The sequence below is a fragment of the Paraburkholderia sp. BR10937 genome (assembly GCF_040965695.1).
Taxonomy (GTDB): Bacteria; Pseudomonadota; Gammaproteobacteria; order Burkholderiales; family Burkholderiaceae; genus Paraburkholderia.
The window spans coordinates 23,918-43,614 of record NZ_JBFRCL010000028.1; the positions used below are offsets into that span (position 1 = coordinate 23,918).

The window sequence follows — 19,697 nt, forward strand, 5'->3', positions numbered from 1 at the left end:
TTGCGCTGGCGCGTTCACATAGCCATTCTGGCAATATTTCGGGTGACCACTTTCACCCTCGTCGGGCGCTACCTGCAGCATCATCATGGAACTCCACGTCACCGTGTCGGGCCGTCGCGACCTCGCGGGCCAGATCTATCGCCAGCTACGCGACAGCATCGTCGATGGCCGGCTGGCCGGCGGCACCCGCCTGCCGTCCACGCGCGATCTCGCCTTGCAACTCGGCGTTTCGCGCAAGACCACGCTCGACGTCTTCGAACGGCTGCTCGCCGAAGGCTATCTGAACTCGCGGCGCGGCTCGGGCACATTCGTGGCGCAGACGCTCGAACGCCTGCCCGCGCGCGAGCACGGTCATCCGAATCCGCAGATACGCGCGGCCACTGCGGCGATCACTTCTGCGCGTACCGGGAAGGTGCCGCGCGTGGCGCAGGCCACGCCGTGGTGGCAGGCGCAAGCCGAGGCGCTGCACGGTTCGTTGCCGCGCCTCGATACGCGGCTCGCCTGCGATTTCGCGGGCGGCGTCACAGACAAGTCGCGCTTTCCGTTCGACATCTGGCGGCGCTGCATCAACGACGCGCTGCGCGTGCAGGCGCGCGGTTACGGCATGTATCGCGATCCGGCGGGCGAGGAGAGGCTGCGCCTTGCGGTGTCGCGCTATCTCGCCTTCAACCGCGCGGTGCAGGGCAACTGGCAGGACGTGATCGTCACGCAGGGCGCGCAGCAGGCGCTCGATCTGCTCGCGCGCGTGATGCTCACGCCAGGCGACGTCGTCGTCATGGAGGACCCGGGCTACCCGCCCGCTCGCGATATCTTTGCCGCACTGGGTGCGAAGGTCGTGCCGGTGCCGGTGGATCGCGACGGGCTCGTCGTCGCACGGCTGCCGAAAGCGGCGCGGCTCGTCTACGTGACGCCCTCGCACCAGTTTCCGCTCGGCATGCCGCTGAGTCTCGAGCGGCGCGTCGCGCTGCTCGAATGGGCGCAGGCGTGCGGCGCGCTCGTGATCGAAGACGACTACGACTGCGAATACCGCTTCGAGGGGCGCTCGATGGAGCCGCTCAAAAGCCTCGACAACGCCGGTCTCGTGGCTTACGTCGGCACGTTTTCGAAGACCATCTTCCCCGAGCTGCGCGTGGGCTACGTGGTGCCGCCTGCCGCGCTGGCCGCACCGCTCGCCCGCGCACGGCAGATCGGCGACGCCCACGGCTGCGTGCTTACGCAGACGGCGCTCGCCGACTTCATGCTCAACGGCCATTTCGCGCGTTATTTGCGGCGCATGCATCAGATGTATGCGCAGCGCCGCGACGTGCTGCTCGCGCATCTGCGCGGACCGCTTGCGCCATGGCTCGAACCCGTCATGCCGAACACGGCGGGGTTGCACCTGGCGGCGCGGCTCGTCGCGCCGCTCGACGCCGCGGCGGTGGCGCAGGCCGCGCGCCGCGCGTCGATCGGCCTGCACCCGCTCGCGCCGTTTCATCTCGAAGCACCTGTGCAGAGCGGTTTTCTTTTCGGTTACGGTGGGGTCGACGCCGAGCGTATCGACGCAGCGCTGACATCGCTCGCCACACTGCTGCGCTCGCTTTGACTGCATTTTGCCGTCGCGGCGACACCGGCATCGCCGCCGAAATCGCGCAAAAACGCCATACGTGTGGCGCTTTCCTGACGAACGCGCCGTGCGCTACGCCCACCGAAGCGTATCGTTCCTCAGTGATCCGGCTACGCCAGGTGCATGTTTACCCCTGTAAACAGGCGTCAAAATGTGATCGGGAGTCAGCGCCGCGCAACAAAATCGTAACGACAATGCAAAAGCTTCACGCAAAACGCTTGCGCGTATGTAGAATCCGCCGTTGAAGCACGTGCATTCCGCAGTGCTTCTTCGATTCACTGACCAACACTGGTAGGAGAAACATGCCGACTTCCGCAAAGAAAGTGGCCGCAAAAAAGGCAGCTGCCCCGGCCAAGAAGGTTGCCGCAAAGAAAGCGCCCGCCACCAAGACGGCCGCAGCTAAGAAGGTCGCCGTGAAGGCGTCCGGCGCACCGACGCCGATCAAGGACACCTTCACGAAGGCCTCGCTGGCTACCCACGTCGCTGAACGTGCAGGCGTCGAGCCGAAGGCTGCCAAGGCCGTGCTCGCCGCGCTGGAAGACACGATCCTCGGTTCGGTCCACAAGAAGGGCGCTGGCGAATTCACGCTGTCGGGTCTTCTGAAGATCGTCGTCCAGGCCGTGCCGGCGAAGAAGAAGCGCTTCGGCAAGGATCCGTTCACGGGTGAAGAGCGCTGGTTCCCGGCGAAGCCCGCGTCGGTCCGCATCAAGGCGCGCGCCCTGAAGAAGCTGAAGGACGCAGCAGCAGCCTGATTGCGCTTGAAGCCGCGACCTTCGGGTAGCGGCTTCCCGTCAGTACCAAAAAATCCCCGTTGGCGTCGAGCCCGCGGGGATTTTTCATTTGGTGCGTGCAATGCGCGCGGGCGCTGCCATGCTATGTTCTTATGTTATGGTAGACATCCGGTATGCTGTTCCAACTATTCAGGAATAGTTGTCACCTGTATCGTATGTAAACGATGCTGTATACCCAATAATTCGAATATCCATAACACAGTGTTATGCAGGCAGCCGACCTCAGTTTGCGCCAGGTGGAAGCGTTTCGCGCGTTGATGCAGTGGCGCACCGTCACGCGCGCGGCACACGCGCTCGGCATTTCGCAGCCCGCGGTGAGCCGTTTGCTTGCCGACTTCGAAGCAAAGATGGGGTTCGCGCTTTTCGAGCGGCGCCATGGGCGTCTGCTGCCGACCGCCGAGGCTCAGACGCTGCAAGATGAAGTCGAGCGCGCGTTCTTCGGCTTCGAGCGCGTGGCCCAGGCGGCCGCGCAGATTCGCGCGCAAAGGCGCGGCACCGTGCGCGTTGCCGCTTCAGCCGATCTTTGCGCCGACTTTCTGCCGCGCGTGGCCGCCGCGTTTGCGAGCGAGCACGAAGGTGTCGATTTCGAACTGCTGACTGGCGAAGCCGCGGATATTGCCGAGCGCGTGGCGGCACAACGCTGCGATCTCGGCTTCGTCGCGCAAGCCGTCGCGCATCCTGGCGCGCGTCTCGAGTATCTGGGCGAATGGCCGCTGCGCTGCATCGTGCCGCGCGGACACCGGCTCGCGCGCAAACGCGTGATTCATGCACAAGACTGCGCGGGCGAACGCTTCATTTCGTTTGCCGCGGCGAGCGAGGCGCGCCTCTCCATCGACCGGCACTTTGCCGAATGCGGCGTGGCGCGCGAGCCCGGCGTCGAAGCGGCGCTCGCGCAATCGGTCGTGGCGATGGTGGAAGCGGGGATGGGCATCGCGCTCGTCGACGCGCTGACCGCCCAGCATGCGAGCGTGCGGGTGAGCGTGAAGCGCTTCACGCCCGCGCTGTCCAGCGCGCTCCATGTCGTGCGCGGCACGCAGCGCGCAGCGACGGCGCTGGTCGACGCGTTCGTGTGGCACGCCGCGGCCGCGCTGGCGCGGCTGCGCTGAACCTTTCGCGCGTGTAAAAGGCGCGTAAACGGCGCGAGTCGTGGCCGTGCGCGAACACGCCCTGGAGGATCGCTCCTAAAACCCCGCGGGCATAAAAAAACCAGCCAGGGCTTGCGCCCGAGGCTGGTTTGTGCAGCGTGTCGTTTGTAGCTGCGCGGTCTCGCTCGCTGCGCCGGAGTGGCTCGTCAGCCAGTTCCGGCGCCGGGCCGAAGCCCGGAGTAAAGCGTTGCTTAGAACTTGTGGCGGATGCCGACGCTGACCAGGGTCTGCGAGCTCGAAGCCGAGTCGAAGCTGTACGAGCCGATTGCTGCGCCAGCGATCGACGTCGTGCCGTCCGCGTTGCGCTGCGTGCCGTTGGCGTGCTGGTAGGCAGCCACAGCGTAGAAGTCGGTGCGCTTCGAGAGGTTGTAGTCCGCGCCGAGCGAAACCTGGTTGTACGTGTTCGACGTGTCGCCAGCGCCGTGCGTCCAGGTGTAGCCGAGGCCGAGCAGCAGGGCCGGGTTCAGCTGGTAGCCGAAGAAGCCAGCAGCAACGTTGTAGCGCTGGTTCGAAGCGAATGCCGAGGCCGAGTCCCGGCGCATCTGGACGTTGCTGTAACGGCCGCTCATCGTGAACGGACCAGCAACGTATTGAATTGCGACCGAAGCGATGCCGACCGACTTCGCCGTGTTGTAGCCAGCGGTGATCTGGTTGTCGCCGAAGATGCCGTCCGACGTTGCGGTCGACGACCAGCCCGTGCGGGCGACTGCCGACGCTGCGTTGTCCATGCGGAAGTAGCCCGCAGCGACGTTCAGCGAGCCGATGCCGTACGTAGCTGCGCCGCCCCAGCTCTGACCCGAGCCGGTTGCGCCAGCGACGCCGCCAAATGCGTACATGCCTTCGAACTGGAAGCCTTGCAGAACCGGCGAAACGTACTTGACGGCGCTGTTCGTACGCGACGTGTTGTCGTTGTTGTCGACGTCACCCGGCGTTGCGAACGTGCTGCCGAAGTAGTTGTCGGCGGTCAGCGGCTGAACCATGTCGACCAGCGGGTCGTACTGGCGGCCGAACGTAACCGTACCGAACTGGTCGTGCGACAGGCCGACGTATGCCTGACGGCCGAACATCTTGCTGCCCTGGCCGAGCTTGCCGGTGTTGATGTCAAAGCCGTTTTCCAATTGGAAAATCGCCTTCATGCCGCCGCCCAGATCTTCCGTACCCTTCAAGCCCCAGCGGTTGCCCGACAGGTTGCCGCCGGCGAGGCCGACCTGGTTTGCATTCTTGCCGTTGGCGTCCATCGTGTTGTGGGCCCACTGGATCGATTCGTCGATCACACCATAGAGGGTCACGCTGCTTTGAGCGTGCGCGGTGCCAGCTGCGGCCAAGAGGGCCAGCGAGAGGGTCGAGAGAGCGACTCGTTTCATTCTGTTTTCTCCACGCAGAAATTGTGTAGTTGTTGCGCGTTGGAGAATAACGCAGCAGGCCAGACGACCTGAAATGAAAAAATAAAGATTGTCGCGAAAACCTGACACCGGCCAGAACCCCTTGTCAGACGGGGCCTCCGTCCATTATGCCGTTTTAAGAAATATTGGATTGTTGACCGAGCATTATTGTTGTTTTTGATAAAAGTTCCGTAAACAACCGTTATTTTTTCGCCTTGCCGCGACCTTTGGTAGCAGCCTCAATTGGCCCGGCGGCGTTGGGATGGCGGCGCCTGCCGGCGGCCGTCATGGCGAGGGCCGCGCTCGCGACGAACAGGACCGAACCCCACGGATGGCGCTTCACATAACGGTCGGCGGCGGCGACCGTGCGGCCCGCGTGGACCAGCGTGAGCGCGGCCGCGTAGGTCGCGCTATCCTCCATGCGCACGACCGAGCGGCGAATCTGCAGCCCCGATGTCAGCCTTCCGAACGCGCCGCCGTGCGCGCTCGCGCGCCCGATTGCGCCCAGCGGCGTTTCCGATCGTGTCGATTTGTCTGCCGAAACAGCCGCCGCCAGGGCCGCAGGCATTGCCGCAGCGGGTGCACTGCCGTTTCCGATCGGCACGGCCGACGGCGCCAGCGCAGCGGCGGGACGGTCCGCTCGCTTCGTGTCGTGCCGCGCGACGATGGTGGAGGCGGCGAGCACCGAGGCCAGCTTGGCGCGGCTGCCGGGCGGTGTTTCCTCAAGGAAACCCCACGCGCCGCGCGGGTCGTGCATGCGCCCGCGCGCGGCGGAGAATTCCGCGCCGAGCAGGAGCACCGCCGCTGAAAAATAGAGCCACATGAGCAGCACCGCGAGCGAGCCGGCGGCGCCGAAGGCCGTGGCCATGCCCGCGTGCGCGAGATAGAGCGCGAACAGCTTCTTGCCCGCCGAGAAGAGCACCGCCGCGACGATGCCGCCCACCATCGCGTCGCGCCAGCGCACCCTGGCGTCGGGCAGGAAGCGCAGCAGGGCGCCGAACGCGACGGCCAGTACCACGAGCCCCACGCCAAGCTGCATCAGGTTGCCGATGATCACATAAGGAGAATCGCCCCAGAGCCACTGACCGACGAACGTAATGGCCGTGTCGAGCACGAGCGAGACGATCAGCAGGAACGCGACGCCCAGCACGAGGCTGAACGAAATGAGCCGCACGCGCACGAGCGCCATCACGCTGGAGGGACGCTGCCCGTCCGGCGGCCAGACGATGTTCAGCGCGGAATTGAGCGAGGAGAAGGTTGCGGACGCGCCGATCACGAGCAAGGCGAGCGAGATGATCGCCGCGACGCCGCCCTTGCCGCCCGCCCGGTGCGCGTTCTGCACGATGGTGGTGATGCCGGCGGCCGCGTCGTCGCCGAGCACATTGTGGACCTGGCGGAAAAGTTCGCCGCGCGCGGCATCGACGCCGTAGAACCAGCCCGCCACGGCAATCACCATCACGAGCGTCGGCGCGAGCGAAAACGCCGAATAGAACGCGATGCTCGCCGCGAGCGACGGGCAGCGATTGGCGATGAACTGGCGCAACGCGCCCACCACCCACGACGCTTCCTTGCGTGCGGCGGACTGCAGTCGTTCGGTGGAAAGCGTTGACATGACGGAGTGCCCCGCGGTGGTGCTTCAGTGGTTCGTTTTCGTCACAAAGATGGCTCGTTCGCCATTCAATACTAGCAAGCGTGGTTCCCGGGCGAGCTCGCGCTGCACGCGCGTCACGCTCGCGAGCATCCAGCGCGATCCGTCTCCCAAAACGTCTTATACTGAAAAAACCCACAACCAAGCCGAGGACGAATCATGCTGCAGATGTCCCGGCGTCAGTTCCTCAAGGTCACGGCAACGTCGCTGGCGGGTTCCAGCCTCGCGTTGATGGGTTTCGCGCCCGACAACGCGCTTGCCGAGGTCCGACAATACAAACTGGCGCGCACCACTGAAACCCGCAATACCTGCCCGTACTGCTCGGTTGGTTGCGGGATCCTCATGTACGGTCTCGGCGATGGCGCGAAGAATGCTACGACGAGCATCATCCATATCGAGGGCGATCCCGATCACCCCGTCAATCGCGGTACGCTGTGCCCGAAGGGCGCGAGCCTGATCGATTTCATTCATAGCGAGAGCCGCCTCAAGTACCCCGAGTACCGGGCGGCCGGCTCGAACGAGTGGAAACGCATTTCGTGGGATGAGGCGCTCGACCGGATCGCGAAGCTGTTGAAGGAAGATCGCGACGCGAACTTCGTCGAGAAAACCGCCGACGGCAAGACCGTGAACCGCTGGTTGACGACGGGCATGCTGGCTGCGTCGGCAGGCAGCAACGAAGTCGGCTATCTCACTCACAAAGTGGCCCGCTGCATGGGCCTGCTCGCATTCGACAACCAGGCGCGTGTCTGACACGGCCCGACGGTGGCAGGTCTTGCCCCGACGTTTGGCCGTGGAGCGATGACGAACCATTGGGTCGACATTCGCAATGCGGACGTGATTCTGGTGATGGGCGGCAATGCGGCCGAGGCGCACCCGTGCGGCTTCAAGTGGGTCACGGAGGCGAAGGCGCACCGCGGCGCGCGGCTCATCGTGGTGGATCCGCGCTTCACGCGCACGGCATCGGTCGCGGACTTCTACGCGCCGATCCGCACCGGCACGGACGTCGCCTTCCTTGGCGCGGTGATCAACTATTTGCTCACCAACGACAAGATCCAGCACGAGTACGTGAAGAACTACACAGACTTCTCGTTCATCGTGCGCGAAGACTACGCGTTCAACGACGGTATTTTTTCGGGCTACGATCCGCAAAAGCATTCGTACCCGGACAAGTCGTCGTGGAACTACGAGCTCGGCGACGACGGCTTCGTGAAGACCGATGACACGCTGCAGAATCCGCGCTGCGTGTACCAGTTGCTCAAGCAGCATTACTCGCGCTACACGCCCGAGATGGTCGAGAAAGTGTGCGGCACGCCGAAGGACAAATTCCTCAAGGTGTGCGAAATGCTCGCGACCACGGCCGTGCCGGGCCGCGCGGGCACGATCATGTATGCGCTCGGCTGGACCCATCACTCGATCGGCTCGCAGAATATTCGTACCGGCGCGATGGTGCAGCTTCTGCTTGGCAACATCGGCATTGCGGGCGGCGGCATGAATGCGCTGCGCGGCCACTCGAACATCCAGGGGCTGACCGACCTCGGGCTCATGTCGAACCTGCTCACGGGCTACATGACGCTGCCGTTCGAAGCGGAGCAGGACTATGACGACTACATCAAGAAGCGCGCGTCGCAGCCCATGCGGCCGAACCAGCTCAGCTACTGGCAGCATTACGGCGCGTTCTTCGTGAGCTTCATGAAGTCGTGGTGGGGCAATGCGGCCACGAAGGACAACAACTGGGGCTACGACTGGCTACCCAAGCTCGACAAGCCGTACGACCTGCTGCAGACCATCGAGCTGATGAATCAGGGCAAGGTCAACGGCTATATCTGCCAGGGCTTCAACGTCATGGCGTCCTCGCCGAACAAGGCCAAGACCGTCTCGGCGCTCAGCAAGCTCAAGTGGCTCGTGATCATGGACCCGCTCGCCATCGAGACGGCCGAGTTCTGGAAGAAGTACGGCGACTATAACGATGTCGATCCGACTTCGATTCAAACCGAAGTGTTCCGTTTGCCCACTACGTGCTTTGCGGAAGAAAACGGCTCGCTCGTGAGCTCGAGCCGCGTGCTGCAGTGGCACTGGAAGGGCGCGGAGCCGCCGGGCGAGGCGAAGAGCGACCTCGAGATCATGTCGGGCCTGTTCCTGCGCATCCGCGCCGCGTATCAGAAGGACGGCGGCAAGCTGCCCGATCCGATCGTCAAGCTCGACTGGCCGTATTCGGATCCCGCGAGCCCCACGCCGGAAGAACTGGCGAGGGAGTACAACGGCAAGGCTCTCGCCGACCTGACCGACGCGAAAGATCCCACCAAGGTGCTCGTGAAGAAGGGCGAGCAGCTCTCGGCGTTCGCGCAATTGAAGGACGACGGCACGACCGCGAGCGGCTGCTGGATCTTCTGCGGCGCGTGGACCCAGGCGGGCAACCAGATGGGCCGGCGCGACAACGACGACCCCACGGGTATCGGGCAGACGCTCAACTGGGCCTGGGCGTGGCCGGCGAACCGGCGCGTGCTGTACAACCGTGCCTCGTGCGACGTGGCGGGCAAGCCCTTCGATCCCACCCGCAAGCTGATCGCCTGGAACGGCAGCGCATGGGCGGGCGCGGACATACCCGACTACAAGGTCGATGAAGCGCCCGATCAGGGCATGGGGCCGTTCATCATGAACCCCGAGGGCGTGGCGCGTTTCTTCGCCCGCGACGGCATGAACGAAGGTCCGTTCCCTGAGCATTACGAACCGTTCGAGAATCCGCTCGGCTATAACCCGTTCCACCCGAACAACCCGCTCGCCACGAGCAATCCGGCGGCGCGCGTGTTCCCCGACGACCGCAAGACGTTTGGCACTGCGCAGCAGTTCCCGCATGTGGCGACCACGTACCGGCTGACCGAGCACTTCCACTTCTGGACGAAACACGCCCGGCTGAACGCGATCATTCAGCCGCAGCAGTTCGTCGAGATCGGCGAGGCGCTCGCGAAGGAGGTGGGCGTGGTGGCGGGCGAGCGCGTGAAGGTGTCCAGCAATCGCGGCTACCTGGTCGCGGTGGCGGTGGTCACCAAGCGCATCAAGCCGCTGACCATCGAGGGCAAGACGGTGCATCAGGTTGGCGTACCGCTGCACTGGGGCTTCAAGGGACTCACGCACCCGGGCTATTTGACGAATACGCTCACGCCGCCCGTGGGCGACGGCAATTCGCAGACGCCCGAGTTCAAGTCGTTCCTCGTGAAGGTCGAAAAGGCATAGGGGGCGACGACATGGCATGGCAATCACTTGACGTCAAACGCCTCTCCGCGACCACCTCGGAGCCGCCCGGCGTGCGCGAGCCGGTGACGGGCACGGTCGCGAAGCTCATCGACGTTTCCAAATGCATCGGCTGCAAGGCGTGTCAGACCGCGTGCATGGAGTGGAACGATCTGCGTGACGAAATCGGTGTCAATACGGGTGTCTACGACAATCCGCACGATCTCACCGAGCACTCGTGGACCGTGATGCGCTTCACGGAGTACGAGAACTCGCAGGGCAACCTCGAATGGCTCATCCGCAAGGACGGCTGCATGCATTGCGAGGACCCGGGCTGTTTGAAGGCGTGTCCCTCGCCGGGCGCGATCGTGCAGTATACGAACGGCATCGTCGACTTCCACCAGGAAAACTGCATCGGCTGCGGCAATTGCATTACCGGCTGCCCGTTCAATATTCCTCGCATGTCGAGCGAACGTCGCGTATACAAATGCACGCTCTGTTCGGACCGCGTGGCCGTGGGGCAGGAGCCTGCATGCGTGAAGACCTGCCCGACCGGCGCGATCGTCTTCGGCACCAAGGAAGACATGAAGCAGCACGCGGCCGAGCGCATCGTGGACCTCAAGGAGCGCGGCTTCGAGAACGCCGGACTTTATGACCCGCCGGGCGTGAGCGGCACGCACGTGATGTACGTGCTACATCACGCGGACCGGCCTTCGCTCTATGCCGGACTGCCCCAGGATCCGCACATCAGCCCGATGGTGCGGATCTGGAAGGGCGTGGCCAAGCCGATCGGGCTCGCCATCATGGCGCTCACCGCGCTGGCCGGTTTCTTCCATTACACGCGGGTAGGCCCGAACGAAGTGACGGCTGAAGACGAAGCCGCGGCGCGCGAAGAGGCGCGGCGCATGCGTGGCGAACCCCCCGAGGAGCGCGGCGATGAAAGACGATGAACCGCAACTGATCGAGCGCTACACGCCCAACGAGCGCAGCAACCACTGGATCACCGCAATCTGCTTCATCCTGCTCGCGCTCTCGGGCCTCGCGATGTTTCACCCGGCCATGGCATTTCTGTACGCGGTGCTCGGCGGTGGCCAGTGGACGCGCATTTTGCACCCGTTCATCGGCGTGGTGATGTTCGTCTCTTTCCTGATTCTTGCGCTGCGCTTCTGGCATCACAACTATCTGGACAAGGATGACATCCAGTGGATGAAACAGATGGGCGACGTGCTGAACAACCGCGAAGACAGGCTGCCCGAGATCGGCCGCTACAATGCGGGCCAGAAGCTGTTATTCTTTGTGATGGTGGTTTGCCTCGTGCTGTTGCTCTTGAGCGGCATCGTGATCTGGCGGCGATATTTTTCGGTCTACTTTCCGATCGAAATTATCCGGCTCTCAGCGTTGGTGCATGCGGTAGCGGCATTCGTGCTGATCTGCGGCATCATCATTCATATTTATGCAGCGATATGGGTGAAGGGCTCGATCGGCGCGATGACGCGCGGTTACGTCACCTGGGGCTGGGCGAGAAAGCATCATCCGCGCTGGTTCCGCGAGAGCATCAAGTAACGCACAGGCTGCGCGCCGCCTGCCGCGCCGTTTGGCCTGGGCAGTGGCGGCGCTAGCGGCAAACCGCCGGCGCCCGCGAGGGCACGGCGGTTTTTTCTTTGTGAAGCCGTTCTGGAGCCGACCCGACGTGACGCAACGCATTCTCGACCCGCAGCAAATCGAATCGCTCGATCCTTCGGCCATTCCACGCATCCGTCTGCCCGAACGGGTCGCCTTTTTCAGCACGCGCGCCGTGCGCTTGCGGCACCTCGCGGACCACAATCCCATTGGCGGCTACGTGCGGCTCATGGCGGCGCTCGTCGACGCGCAGCAGGAGGCCCTCGAACATTGCAGCGCGTCGATGCCCTCGCGCGAAGCCATCGCGAACGCGCAGCATCACTCCATGCCGATCCTGCCGGCGCTTTCGGGCGAGCGCGACCCGCAATGGCGCGTCGTGCTATTGTGTCTCGCCGATCAGGTCGAAGCCGCAGGGGCGGTCGCGCCTGCGCTCGCGAAAGTGCTGGGCGAGTTGCGCGCCATGACAGATACGCAACTCGATGCCCAGGCCGATGCGGTTCTCGCCCAGCGCTACACCGAAGTCGCGCCCGCCACCGCGCCGTTCATCATGGCCGCGCTGCAGGTGGTGTGGACCGACCTCGCGAGCCGCATCGACGTGCGCGACGTGCCCTATGTCGACGCACCGGGCGCGTGCCCCGTGTGCGGATCGCCGCCCGTTGCCAGCATCGTGCGCATCGGCGGCGTGTATCAGGGCTACCGGTTTGCGCAATGCGGCCTGTGCGGCACCGAGGCTCACGTGGTGCGCGTGAAGTGCACGAACTGCGATTCGACCAAGGGCATTGCGTATCACGGCATCGAAGGCGGCAATGCTGCACTCAAGGCCGAATCGTGCGACGAATGCCACACCTACCGCAAGATCGGCTATCAGGAGAAGGACCTCGACTTCGAGCCGCTGGCCGACGACCTGGCGAGCCTCACGCTCGATCTGCTGATGAGCGATGCGGGCTACCGTCGCGCGAGCCCGAATCCGTTGCTTTGGCCCGAAGTGCCTGGCGACCAGTAAGGAGCCGCGCACGCCATGAGTGAAGCCGTGGGACAGACAGCGGAGCACGATGCGCACGCGCTTCATGCGTTGCTCGCGAAAATGCCGGCGGTGGAGCGTGTGATTGCCTCGGAGCAAGCGCAGCCGCTGATAGCGCAGTACGGACGCACCCAGGTGCTCGACGCGATACGCGCCACGCAGGACGGCTGGCGTCGCGATGTGCGCACTGGCGTGCTGGCGCATGAAAACAAGCATACCGAACCATTTTCGCTGGAGCGCGTGATCGAAGCGACCGCGCAACGGTTGACCGAACGCGCGCAAAGCCGCCTGCGTTCCGTCTTCAATCTCACGGGCACGGTGCTGCACACGAATCTCGGCCGCGCGCTGCTGCCCGACGAGGCCGTCAAAGCCGTGGTGCAGGCACTCACGCAACCCGCAAACCTCGAATTCGATCTCGCGAGCGGCAAGCGCGGCGACCGCGACGACCTGATCGACTCGCTGATCTGCGAACTGACGGGCGCCGAAGCCGCGACCGTCGTGAACAACAACGCGGCGGCCGTGTTGCTGCTCTTGAGCGCACTCGCCAATCGCAAGGAAGTTGTCGTTTCGCGCGGCGAACTCGTCGAGATTGGCGGCGCGTTTCGCATTCCCGACATCATGAGCCGGGCGGGCGCGCGCTTGCGTGAGATCGGCACGACGAACCGCACGCATCTCAAGGACTACGAAGCGGCGATCAACGCGCACACCGCGCTCCTGATGAAGGTCCATTGCAGTAACTACGCAATCAGCGGCTTTACCAGGAGCGTCGAACTCGATGAACTTGCGCCGCTGGCGCGTCAGCACGGCCTGCCCGTAGCGGTCGATCTGGGGAGCGGGACGCTCGTCGATCTCGCGCAGTGGGGCTTGCCGGCCGAGCCCACGGTGCGCGCGACCGTGGAAGCGGGCGCGGACCTCGTGACCTTCAGCGGCGACAAGCTGCTGGGCGGCCCGCAGGCGGGGCTGATCGTCGGCCGCAAGGAACTGATTGCGAAGATCAAGAAGCACCCGCTCAAGCGCGCGTTGCGGGTCGGCAAGCTCACGCTCGCTGCGCTCGAACCGGTGTTGCGGCTTTATCAGGCACCCGAATTCCTGCGCGAGCGTCTCACGACGCTGCGCCTGCTCACGCGGCCCGCCTCGCAAATGCAGGAGGCCGCGCAGCGTGGGCTGCCCGCGTTTCAGCGCGCCATCGGCGAGGGGTATACCGCGAGCGTCGAGCCGATGTTCAGCCAGATCGGCAGCGGCGCGCTGCCCGTAGACGTGCTGCCGAGCAGCGGGCTCGTCGTGCGCCATGCCGGGAAGGGCGGCAGTGGCCGCGCGCTGCTCAGGCTCGAGCGCGCCTTGCGCGAGCTGCCGCGGCCCGTGATTGGCCGCATTGCCGACGATGCCTTGCGTCTGGACCTGCGTTGCCTCGAACCCGCAGACGAAGCGGCGTTCTCGGCGCAACTCGTGGAGCTGCGTCTGTGATCGTCGGCACGGCGGGGCACATCGACCACGGCAAGACCACGCTGGTCCGCGCGTTGACCGGCGTGGACACCGACCGCCTGAAAGAAGAGAAGGCGCGCGGCATTTCGATCGAACTGGGTTACGCGTACCTGCCGCTCGCCAATGGCGACGTGCTGGGCTTCATCGACGTGCCCGGCCACGAAAAGCTCGTCCATACGATGGCAGCGGGTGCGTGCGGCATCGACTTCGCGTTGCTCGTGATTGCGGCCGACGACGGCGTGATGCCGCAAACGCGCGAGCATCTCGCCATTCTGCAACTGCTGGGCGTGCAGCGAGGCGCCATTGCGCTGACCCGGTGCGATCGCGTGGATGCGGCGCGGCTCGACGCCGCGCGTGCCGAAGTCGCCGCGTGGCTCCCTGACACGATGCTGGCGGACGCACCGGTATTCGAGACCAATGCCACGCAGCCGCATGACGAAGGCGTGGCGCAACTCGACGCCTGGTTGCGCGAGCGCGCGAGTACATGGCGGGCGAGACGAGACGACGGACTCTTTCGCCTCGCCGTGGATCGCGTATTTACGCTGACCGGCCAGGGGACGGTGGTGACGGGCACCGTATTCGCCGGACGCGTTCAGGCGGGCGACGCGCTCGTGCTGGCACCTGGCGGCACGCCTGTGCGCGTGCGCGGCCTGCATGCGCAGAATCGCGCGGTGCAGGCGGGCGATTCAGGCCACGCCGGCCAGCGTTGCGCGCTCAATCTTGCGGGCATCGACAAGGAGCAGATTGCGCGCGGCGACTGGATCGTCGATGCGCGGCTGGCCGAGCCGGCCGTGCGCCTCGATGTCGAACTGCAATTGCTCGACGATGCGGGCATCACGTTGCAGCACTGGTCGCCGCTCCATGTGCATCTCGGCACGACGCATCGCGTTGCGAACGTCGCGTTGCTCGAAGGCGAAACGCTCGCGCCGGGCGCGGCTGCCCGCGTGCAGCTCGTGTTCGAAGCGCCGTTGCACGCGTTGCCGGGAGACCGCTTCATTGTCCGCAACGCGCAGGCAAATCACACAGTAGGTGGCGGGCGTGTGCTCGATCCGTTCGGCCCATCGCGGCGGCGCCGGACGCCGGAACGGCGTGCGTGGCTCGACGCGTTGCGCGCGTGGCTCGACGAAGCCAGCCTGGCGCCGCTGATCGAAGAAGCGCCGCGCGGCATTGCGCGCGCGACGCTGGTGCAGTTGACCGGTTACGGCGAAACTGCGCTCGCTTTGCCTGCCGATGCGATTGCCATCGCACCGCAAGGACGCGACGACGAAGGCGCAGTGATCGCACACGCGCACTGGACGAGGCTCACCGGGCGCATTGTCGAAGCGCTCGCCGAGTTTCATGCGCGCTCGCCCGATGAGCAGGGGCCGGACGCGGCACGGTTGCGCCGCATGGCGGCGCCGCTCGTGAGCGATGCCGTGTGGCGCGCCGCGATTGAAGCGCTCGAGCGCGAGGGGCGTGTGGCGCGCAGCGGGCCGTGGCTGCATCTGCCGTCGCACGCGGTGACGCTCGACGCCGATGATGAAGCGCTCGCCGCGCGCCTCATGCCGCTGCTCGCGCGGGGGCGATTCGATCCACCGTGGGTGCGGGATCTCGCGCGCGAGACGCGGCAGCCGGAAGAGAAGGTGCGTGCGCTGCTGCGCAAGCTCGCGCGCCTGGGTATGGTTTATCAGGTCGTGCGCGATCTCTTTTACGATCGCGACGTGGTGCAGACGCTCGCGCGTGCCGTCGCACAGATTGCCGCGGAGCAGGGGGGCGCAGTCAACGCCGCGGCGTTTCGCGACGCCACGGCATTGGGCCGCAAACGTGCGATCCAGATTCTGGAGTACTTCGACCGCGTTGGATATACTCGCTTTCAGCGCGATACGCATCTGCTACGGCACGATAGCCGGATGCGAGAATGGTTGTAGGCACATCGATATGTGTGTGCGGTTGCGGTTGGTTGGGTTTGGTGAAGGAAGGCATTCGTATCCGGTGGTACGGCCGGGCTTCAAACCCGGTTGGGGGCGTCAGCCGCTCCCGGGTCAGTTCGACTCTGGCTGCCTTCCGCCAGTTTTTTTGTGGGGACCACGATCCCCATCATCATGTGGAGTTCATCAATTAATGTCGTTTACGACACGAATTGGTTGAACTAGTGAGGGATATTTGCCGGCGGGTAGAATGGGGCGACGTGTTTCTCCAGCAGACCGACATCGGGCGCGGCGGCTGGCTCAAGCGGAGCGCGTCGAGGCGTGGTGAATTGCCTTACGGCTGCCACGACGAATTGGCTATTGCCCAGAACGCGGCTTTCGGTTTCAGGTTCGCGTCGAATAGCAGCGGCAGATTGGTACGCGGCACCGGTATCGAGGTCAGCCACGTGTGCTTGTCCGAATAGCCCCAGAAGGTGACGGCCTTGATGCTCGGCTCGTGCTCGAACAGATCGAACACCGCGCGATACCGCTGCGCCTGCGCACGCATCACGTCGTTCGGCACCGGCTGGCCGAAATCGGGCAAACACGCAGGCGGATGGCTCCAGCATGCGCCCGGGTCGCTGTAGAGACTGACATCGAGTTCCGTCACCTGGTTTTCGAGTCCGAGGGCGGCGACGTCGTCGAAAGCCTGCTTCATATTTTGCAGCGGCGGCCAGTTGATGCTGATATGCATTTGATGCCCGACGCCATCGATCGGCACGCCCTGAGCACGCAAATCGCGTATGACGGAGAGCAGTTTCGCGCGCTTGGCCGCGTCGTCCGTGCTGTACTCGTTGATATAGAGCTTGACGTCAGGGTCGGCCGCGCGCGCGGCGCGGAACGCAATTGCAATGTAGTCCTTGCCGAGCGCGCGATACCACGGGCTGTCTTCGCGATAGACCTGATGCGGGTCGTCGCTGATGACTTCGTTCACGACGTCCCATGCATAAACCTTGCCGCGAAAATGCGTGACGACATCGGTCACATAGCGTTGGAGCCGTGCCGCGACGATATCGTGGTAATGCGGATCTTTGGCGTCGCCTGTAAAGAACCAGTCCGGCGCCTCGGTCCATTCGCCGCTCCTGTAATGCCACACCAGCGTGTGCCCACGCACGGCCAGGCCGTGCGCCTGCGCGAACGCCACGATCTGGTCGGCCGGCGCGAAGTGGTACTCACCTGCGGCCACGCCTATCGTGCCCGGTTTCATTTTGTTCTCGGCGGTCAGGCTCGAGAACTGGACGGCCAGCAGCGCGGCGTCGGCGGGACTGTCGATGGAATCGGGTTCAATTGCCGCGCCTACCTTGAAATGCGCGGCCATCACGCTTTTCAGTTGCGGCACGGCCTGCGTGGGAGCGGCTGCGAGCGGCAATCCATCGCGGGTGGCAGCCGTTTGGTTGTGCGCGCAACCTGAGATCGACGCAATCGTGAGCAATGTGACGCCTGCGTATAGTGCACGCACGGCGATCCCCGATGGACGCATTCCCGTCTCCTTATAGTGGTGTGCCTGGCCAGAAAGCATGTTTGCGTACCATGCGACGTTACCGGTAACGTCGTGGGATGTTAAACATCGGACTTCAAGGTTGCCATGCGGGGTTTACCTGACGCACGCGAGGTGCAGCGGCGGGCTTTGACGAGAGAACGTATGAGGAGGCGGGGAGAGGCCGGGCAGGCCCTGATGCGCTCGCAACTCATTGGGCTGACCTTTTTCACCGGACGTCCTATGCTAATAAAACTGAACGAGGGTCGGAGCTATGGGTACCTTGCGAGTCATGAGGGGCCTGCTTTTGCTCGTCGTTACGCTGGTTGCGGGTTGCCACGGTGGAGGTGACAACGGCACGGCGTCGGTGGCGCCGGCCGGGCTGACCGAACGCGATGTAGCGGTTGTGTACGCGCAAGGCGCTGAAATCGTTCCCGATACCTTCAGCAGCGGCGGAGGAACCATCACGCAATGCAGCGTGTCACCGCCGCTGCCTGCGGGGCTCTCGATCGATCCGCAGACCTGCGCGATCACCGGCACGCCAGGCGGCATCTCCCCGGACACGGTCTACACGATCACAGCCGACGATCCAGCAGGCAGCGAATCCGTGCGGGTCGAAATCGAGGTCAAGCCCGAAGCCGTTGCACCGGAAACTCTGAACTATCTGGACACGTCCGTGATCTTCACGGCCAACACGCCGATCATTCCCGATACACCGATCGCCACCGGCGGAGAAATCACCCAGTACAGTATCTCGCCTGGCCTGCCCGCGGGGCTCTCCTTCGACCCGCAGACGGGCGTCATTTCTGGCACACCCTCGGCGTCAAGCCCACCGACCGTCTACACGATAACCGGCAGCAACAGCGTCGATTCTGTCGAGGTGCAGCTCACGATCGAGGTGCACGCCCAGACCCAGCCGCCGACAAGCCTCAGCTACCGGGATCTGGAGCCCGTCTACGTGGTTGGCCAGCCGGTCTCATATGACGAGCCGCTGTCCACCGGTGATGAGATCACCTTCTTCTCGGTGTCGCCCGCACTACCACCCGGGTTGAGCCTCAATGCCCAGACAGGCGCGATCAGCGGTACGCCGACCACGGCACAGCCACCGACGACTTATACCATTACGGGAAGCAATAGCGCCGGCAGCGTCACGGCGCAGATCGTCATCGGCGTCGACGATCCGGTGACAGGCGAGTGGATGCCTGCTGACTCGATGAATCAGGCGCGTTTCCAGCACACCGCCACGCTGCTGCCCAATGGCCAGGTGCTCGTTGCTGGAGGACAAAGAAAGCAGGTCACTGCCTCTACCGAGCTATACAATCCGGCCTCCAACACCTGGACAGCGACCGGCAGCCTGACCCAGGGACGGCAATCCCATTCGGCGACGCTGCTAAGCGACGGCCGCGTGCTTGTAGCGGGTGGATTCAAAACAGGCGCGGGCAGTGAGCAGTCGACGGCGGAGTTGTACGATCCGTCCAGGGGTAGCTGGTCTGCGACCGGCAGCATGAACGACGCGCGCGATGCACATACCGCTACGCTGCTGCCCAACGGCCTGGTGCTTGTAGCAGGTGGCGAGGGCAAGGCAGGAGCCCTGGCCTCGGCCGAACTGTACAACCCGACCACGGGAAGCTGGTCGCCAACAGGCAGCATGGCGCAGGCGCGCTTTTCCCATACCGCCACGCTGCTGGCCAATGGCCTCGTCCTCATCGTAGGTGGCGCGAGCGATTCAGGCGCCCAGTCTTCGGCGGAACTCTACAATCCGGCGACGGGCACGTGGTCGGCGACGGGGGGCCTCAGTCAGGTACGCATCAACTTCGCTGCGGCGTTGCTACCTGACGGAACGGTGCTGGCAATAGCGGGAACGGACGGAAACGCCGAGCTGTCGTCAGTCGAACGGTACGATCCGGCCACAGGGACCTGGTCACCCACGGGTAGCCTGAACCATGCGCGCGACTACCTGACCGCCACATTGCTGCCCAACGGCCGGGTGCTCGCCGTCGGCGGTCTGGTTTCCGGAAGTGCTCTCTATTCGGACGAGCTATACGATCCCGCTACGGGTACCTGGGCGCTGACGGCCAGCATGAGCCGTGCGCGCGAGCAGCATACGGCCACCCTCCTGCCCGATGGCAGTGTACTTGTTGCGGGAGGCATCGGTCGCGGCATTCTGGCTACAGCTGAGCTGTTCCACTAAGGCGGGGATCCCATTCGAAATAATGATGTGGGTGACGCAAATGGCACTTCTGAGCGGGTGCTTGCCCCACCGCAACGGCAGGCGACCAGGAGCGCGTGAAGCTGTCTTTCCTGGGACTGTGCCAGGTGCACGAGAAAGTATGTTCGCGGGTGAACGCAGTCAG

Annotated in this window: 13 protein-coding genes and 1 tRNA gene; 11 read left to right on the top strand and 3 right to left on the bottom strand. The window is 64.4% G+C overall.

The window, feature by feature from the left end; all coding sequences use genetic code 11:
• Positions 1–85 precede the first annotated feature (85 nt).
• The 3 genes from AB4Y44_RS22955 to AB4Y44_RS22965 all read left to right on the top strand — a co-directional run bounded on the left by AB4Y44_RS22955 (position 86) and on the right by AB4Y44_RS22965 (position 3,500).
• A complete protein-coding gene (locus tag AB4Y44_RS22955; protein ID WP_368700962.1) occupies positions 86–1,582 on the top strand; it encodes a PLP-dependent aminotransferase family protein in 1,497 nt (498 codons plus the stop codon).
• A 323-nt stretch (positions 1,583–1,905) separates the two neighbouring features.
• On the top strand, positions 1,906–2,355 hold the full coding sequence (locus AB4Y44_RS22960; RefSeq protein ID WP_028205533.1) for an HU family DNA-binding protein: 450 nt from the start codon (positions 1,906–1,908) through the stop codon (positions 2,353–2,355).
• Between the two features lie 245 nt (positions 2,356–2,600).
• On the top strand, positions 2,601–3,500 hold the full coding sequence (locus tag AB4Y44_RS22965) for a LysR substrate-binding domain-containing protein (RefSeq protein ID WP_342922586.1): 900 nt from the start codon (positions 2,601–2,603) through the stop codon (positions 3,498–3,500).
• 230 nt (positions 3,501–3,730) lie between these two features.
• Here the strand turns inward: AB4Y44_RS22965 and AB4Y44_RS22970 are convergent, their stop codons facing one another.
• Complete coding sequence (locus tag AB4Y44_RS22970; RefSeq protein WP_342922587.1) at positions 3,731–4,903, bottom strand: porin; 1,173 nt, start codon at positions 4,901–4,903, stop codon at positions 3,731–3,733.
• A gap of 220 nt (positions 4,904–5,123) precedes the next feature.
• Positions 5,124–6,533 carry a YihY/virulence factor BrkB family protein gene (locus tag AB4Y44_RS22975; protein ID WP_368700963.1) on the bottom strand — a complete coding sequence of 470 codons (1,410 nt, stop codon included), beginning with the start codon at positions 6,531–6,533 and terminating at the stop codon, positions 5,124–5,126.
• A 195-nt stretch (positions 6,534–6,728) separates the two neighbouring features.
• Between AB4Y44_RS22975 and fdnG the strand changes: the two genes are divergently transcribed.
• The 7 genes from fdnG (at position 6,729) to AB4Y44_RS23010 (ending at position 15,969) form a co-directional block, all read left to right on the top strand.
• Positions 6,729–9,800 carry a formate dehydrogenase-N subunit alpha gene (fdnG, locus tag AB4Y44_RS22980; protein ID WP_342922589.1) on the top strand — a complete coding sequence of 1,024 codons (3,072 nt, stop codon included), beginning with the start codon at positions 6,729–6,731 and terminating at the stop codon, positions 9,798–9,800.
• A gap of 11 nt (positions 9,801–9,811) precedes the next feature.
• Positions 9,812–10,747 (top strand): formate dehydrogenase subunit beta, encoded by a 936-nt coding sequence (gene fdxH / locus AB4Y44_RS22985; RefSeq protein WP_368700964.1) that lies wholly within the window; start codon positions 9,812–9,814, stop codon positions 10,745–10,747.
• On the top strand, positions 10,734–11,360 hold the full coding sequence (locus AB4Y44_RS22990; RefSeq protein WP_069266254.1) for a formate dehydrogenase subunit gamma: 627 nt from the start codon (positions 10,734–10,736) through the stop codon (positions 11,358–11,360). Before fdxH ends, AB4Y44_RS22990 begins: the two co-directional genes overlap by 14 nt.
• 127 nt (positions 11,361–11,487) lie before the next feature.
• A complete protein-coding gene (gene fdhE, locus AB4Y44_RS22995) occupies positions 11,488–12,420 on the top strand; it encodes a formate dehydrogenase accessory protein FdhE (RefSeq protein WP_368700965.1) in 933 nt (310 codons plus the stop codon).
• A gap of 15 nt (positions 12,421–12,435) precedes the next feature.
• Positions 12,436–13,902: an L-seryl-tRNA(Sec) selenium transferase gene (gene selA, locus AB4Y44_RS23000; protein ID WP_368700966.1), complete on the top strand. Its 1,467-nt coding sequence runs from the start codon at positions 12,436–12,438 to the stop codon at positions 13,900–13,902.
• Positions 13,899–15,827, top strand: coding sequence for a selenocysteine-specific translation elongation factor (selB, locus tag AB4Y44_RS23005; protein WP_342922593.1), 1,929 nt, complete (start codon positions 13,899–13,901; stop codon positions 15,825–15,827). The genes selA and selB overlap by 4 nt, the downstream gene beginning before the upstream one ends.
• A 46-nt stretch (positions 15,828–15,873) precedes the next feature.
• Positions 15,874–15,969, top strand: a tRNA-Sec gene (locus AB4Y44_RS23010).
• 192 nt (positions 15,970–16,161) lie between these two features.
• Here the strand turns inward: AB4Y44_RS23010 and AB4Y44_RS23015 are convergent.
• The gene (locus AB4Y44_RS23015) at positions 16,162–17,346 is read right to left on the bottom strand and encodes an endo-1,4-beta-xylanase (protein ID WP_368700967.1); all 1,185 of its coding nucleotides are present in this window, start codon (positions 17,344–17,346) and stop codon (positions 16,162–16,164) included.
• Between the two features lie 271 nt (positions 17,347–17,617).
• Between AB4Y44_RS23015 and AB4Y44_RS23020 the strand changes: the two genes are divergently transcribed.
• Positions 17,618–19,534 (top strand): kelch repeat-containing protein, encoded by a 1,917-nt coding sequence (locus AB4Y44_RS23020; RefSeq protein WP_368700968.1) that lies wholly within the window; start codon positions 17,618–17,620, stop codon positions 19,532–19,534.
• Positions 19,535–19,697 lie beyond the last annotated feature (163 nt).

Bases quoted from the DNA above. Each gene is read 5' to 3' on its own strand.
- AB4Y44_RS22955 (WP_368700962.1), top strand. From the start codon at position 86: ATGGAACTCCACGTCACCGTGTCGGGCCGTCGCGACCTCGCGGGCCAG.
- AB4Y44_RS22960 (WP_028205533.1), top strand. From the start codon at position 1,906: ATGCCGACTTCCGCAAAGAAAGTGGCCGCAAAAAAGGCAGCTGCCCCG.
- AB4Y44_RS22965 (WP_342922586.1), top strand. From the start codon at position 2,601: ATGCAGGCAGCCGACCTCAGTTTGCGCCAGGTGGAAGCGTTTCGCGCG.
- AB4Y44_RS22970 (WP_342922587.1), bottom strand. From the start codon at position 4,903: ATGAAACGAGTCGCTCTCTCGACCCTCTCGCTGGCCCTCTTGGCCGCA.
- AB4Y44_RS22975 (WP_368700963.1), bottom strand. From the start codon at position 6,533: ATGTCAACGCTTTCCACCGAACGACTGCAGTCCGCCGCACGCAAGGAA.
- fdxH (WP_368700964.1), top strand. From the start codon at position 9,812: ATGGCATGGCAATCACTTGACGTCAAACGCCTCTCCGCGACCACCTCG.
- AB4Y44_RS22990 (WP_069266254.1), top strand. From the start codon at position 10,734: ATGAAAGACGATGAACCGCAACTGATCGAGCGCTACACGCCCAACGAG.
- selA (WP_368700966.1), top strand. From the start codon at position 12,436: ATGAGTGAAGCCGTGGGACAGACAGCGGAGCACGATGCGCACGCGCTT.
- AB4Y44_RS23015 (WP_368700967.1), bottom strand. From the start codon at position 17,346: ATGCGTCCATCGGGGATCGCCGTGCGTGCACTATACGCAGGCGTCACA.
- AB4Y44_RS23020 (WP_368700968.1), top strand. From the start codon at position 17,618: ATGGGTACCTTGCGAGTCATGAGGGGCCTGCTTTTGCTCGTCGTTACG.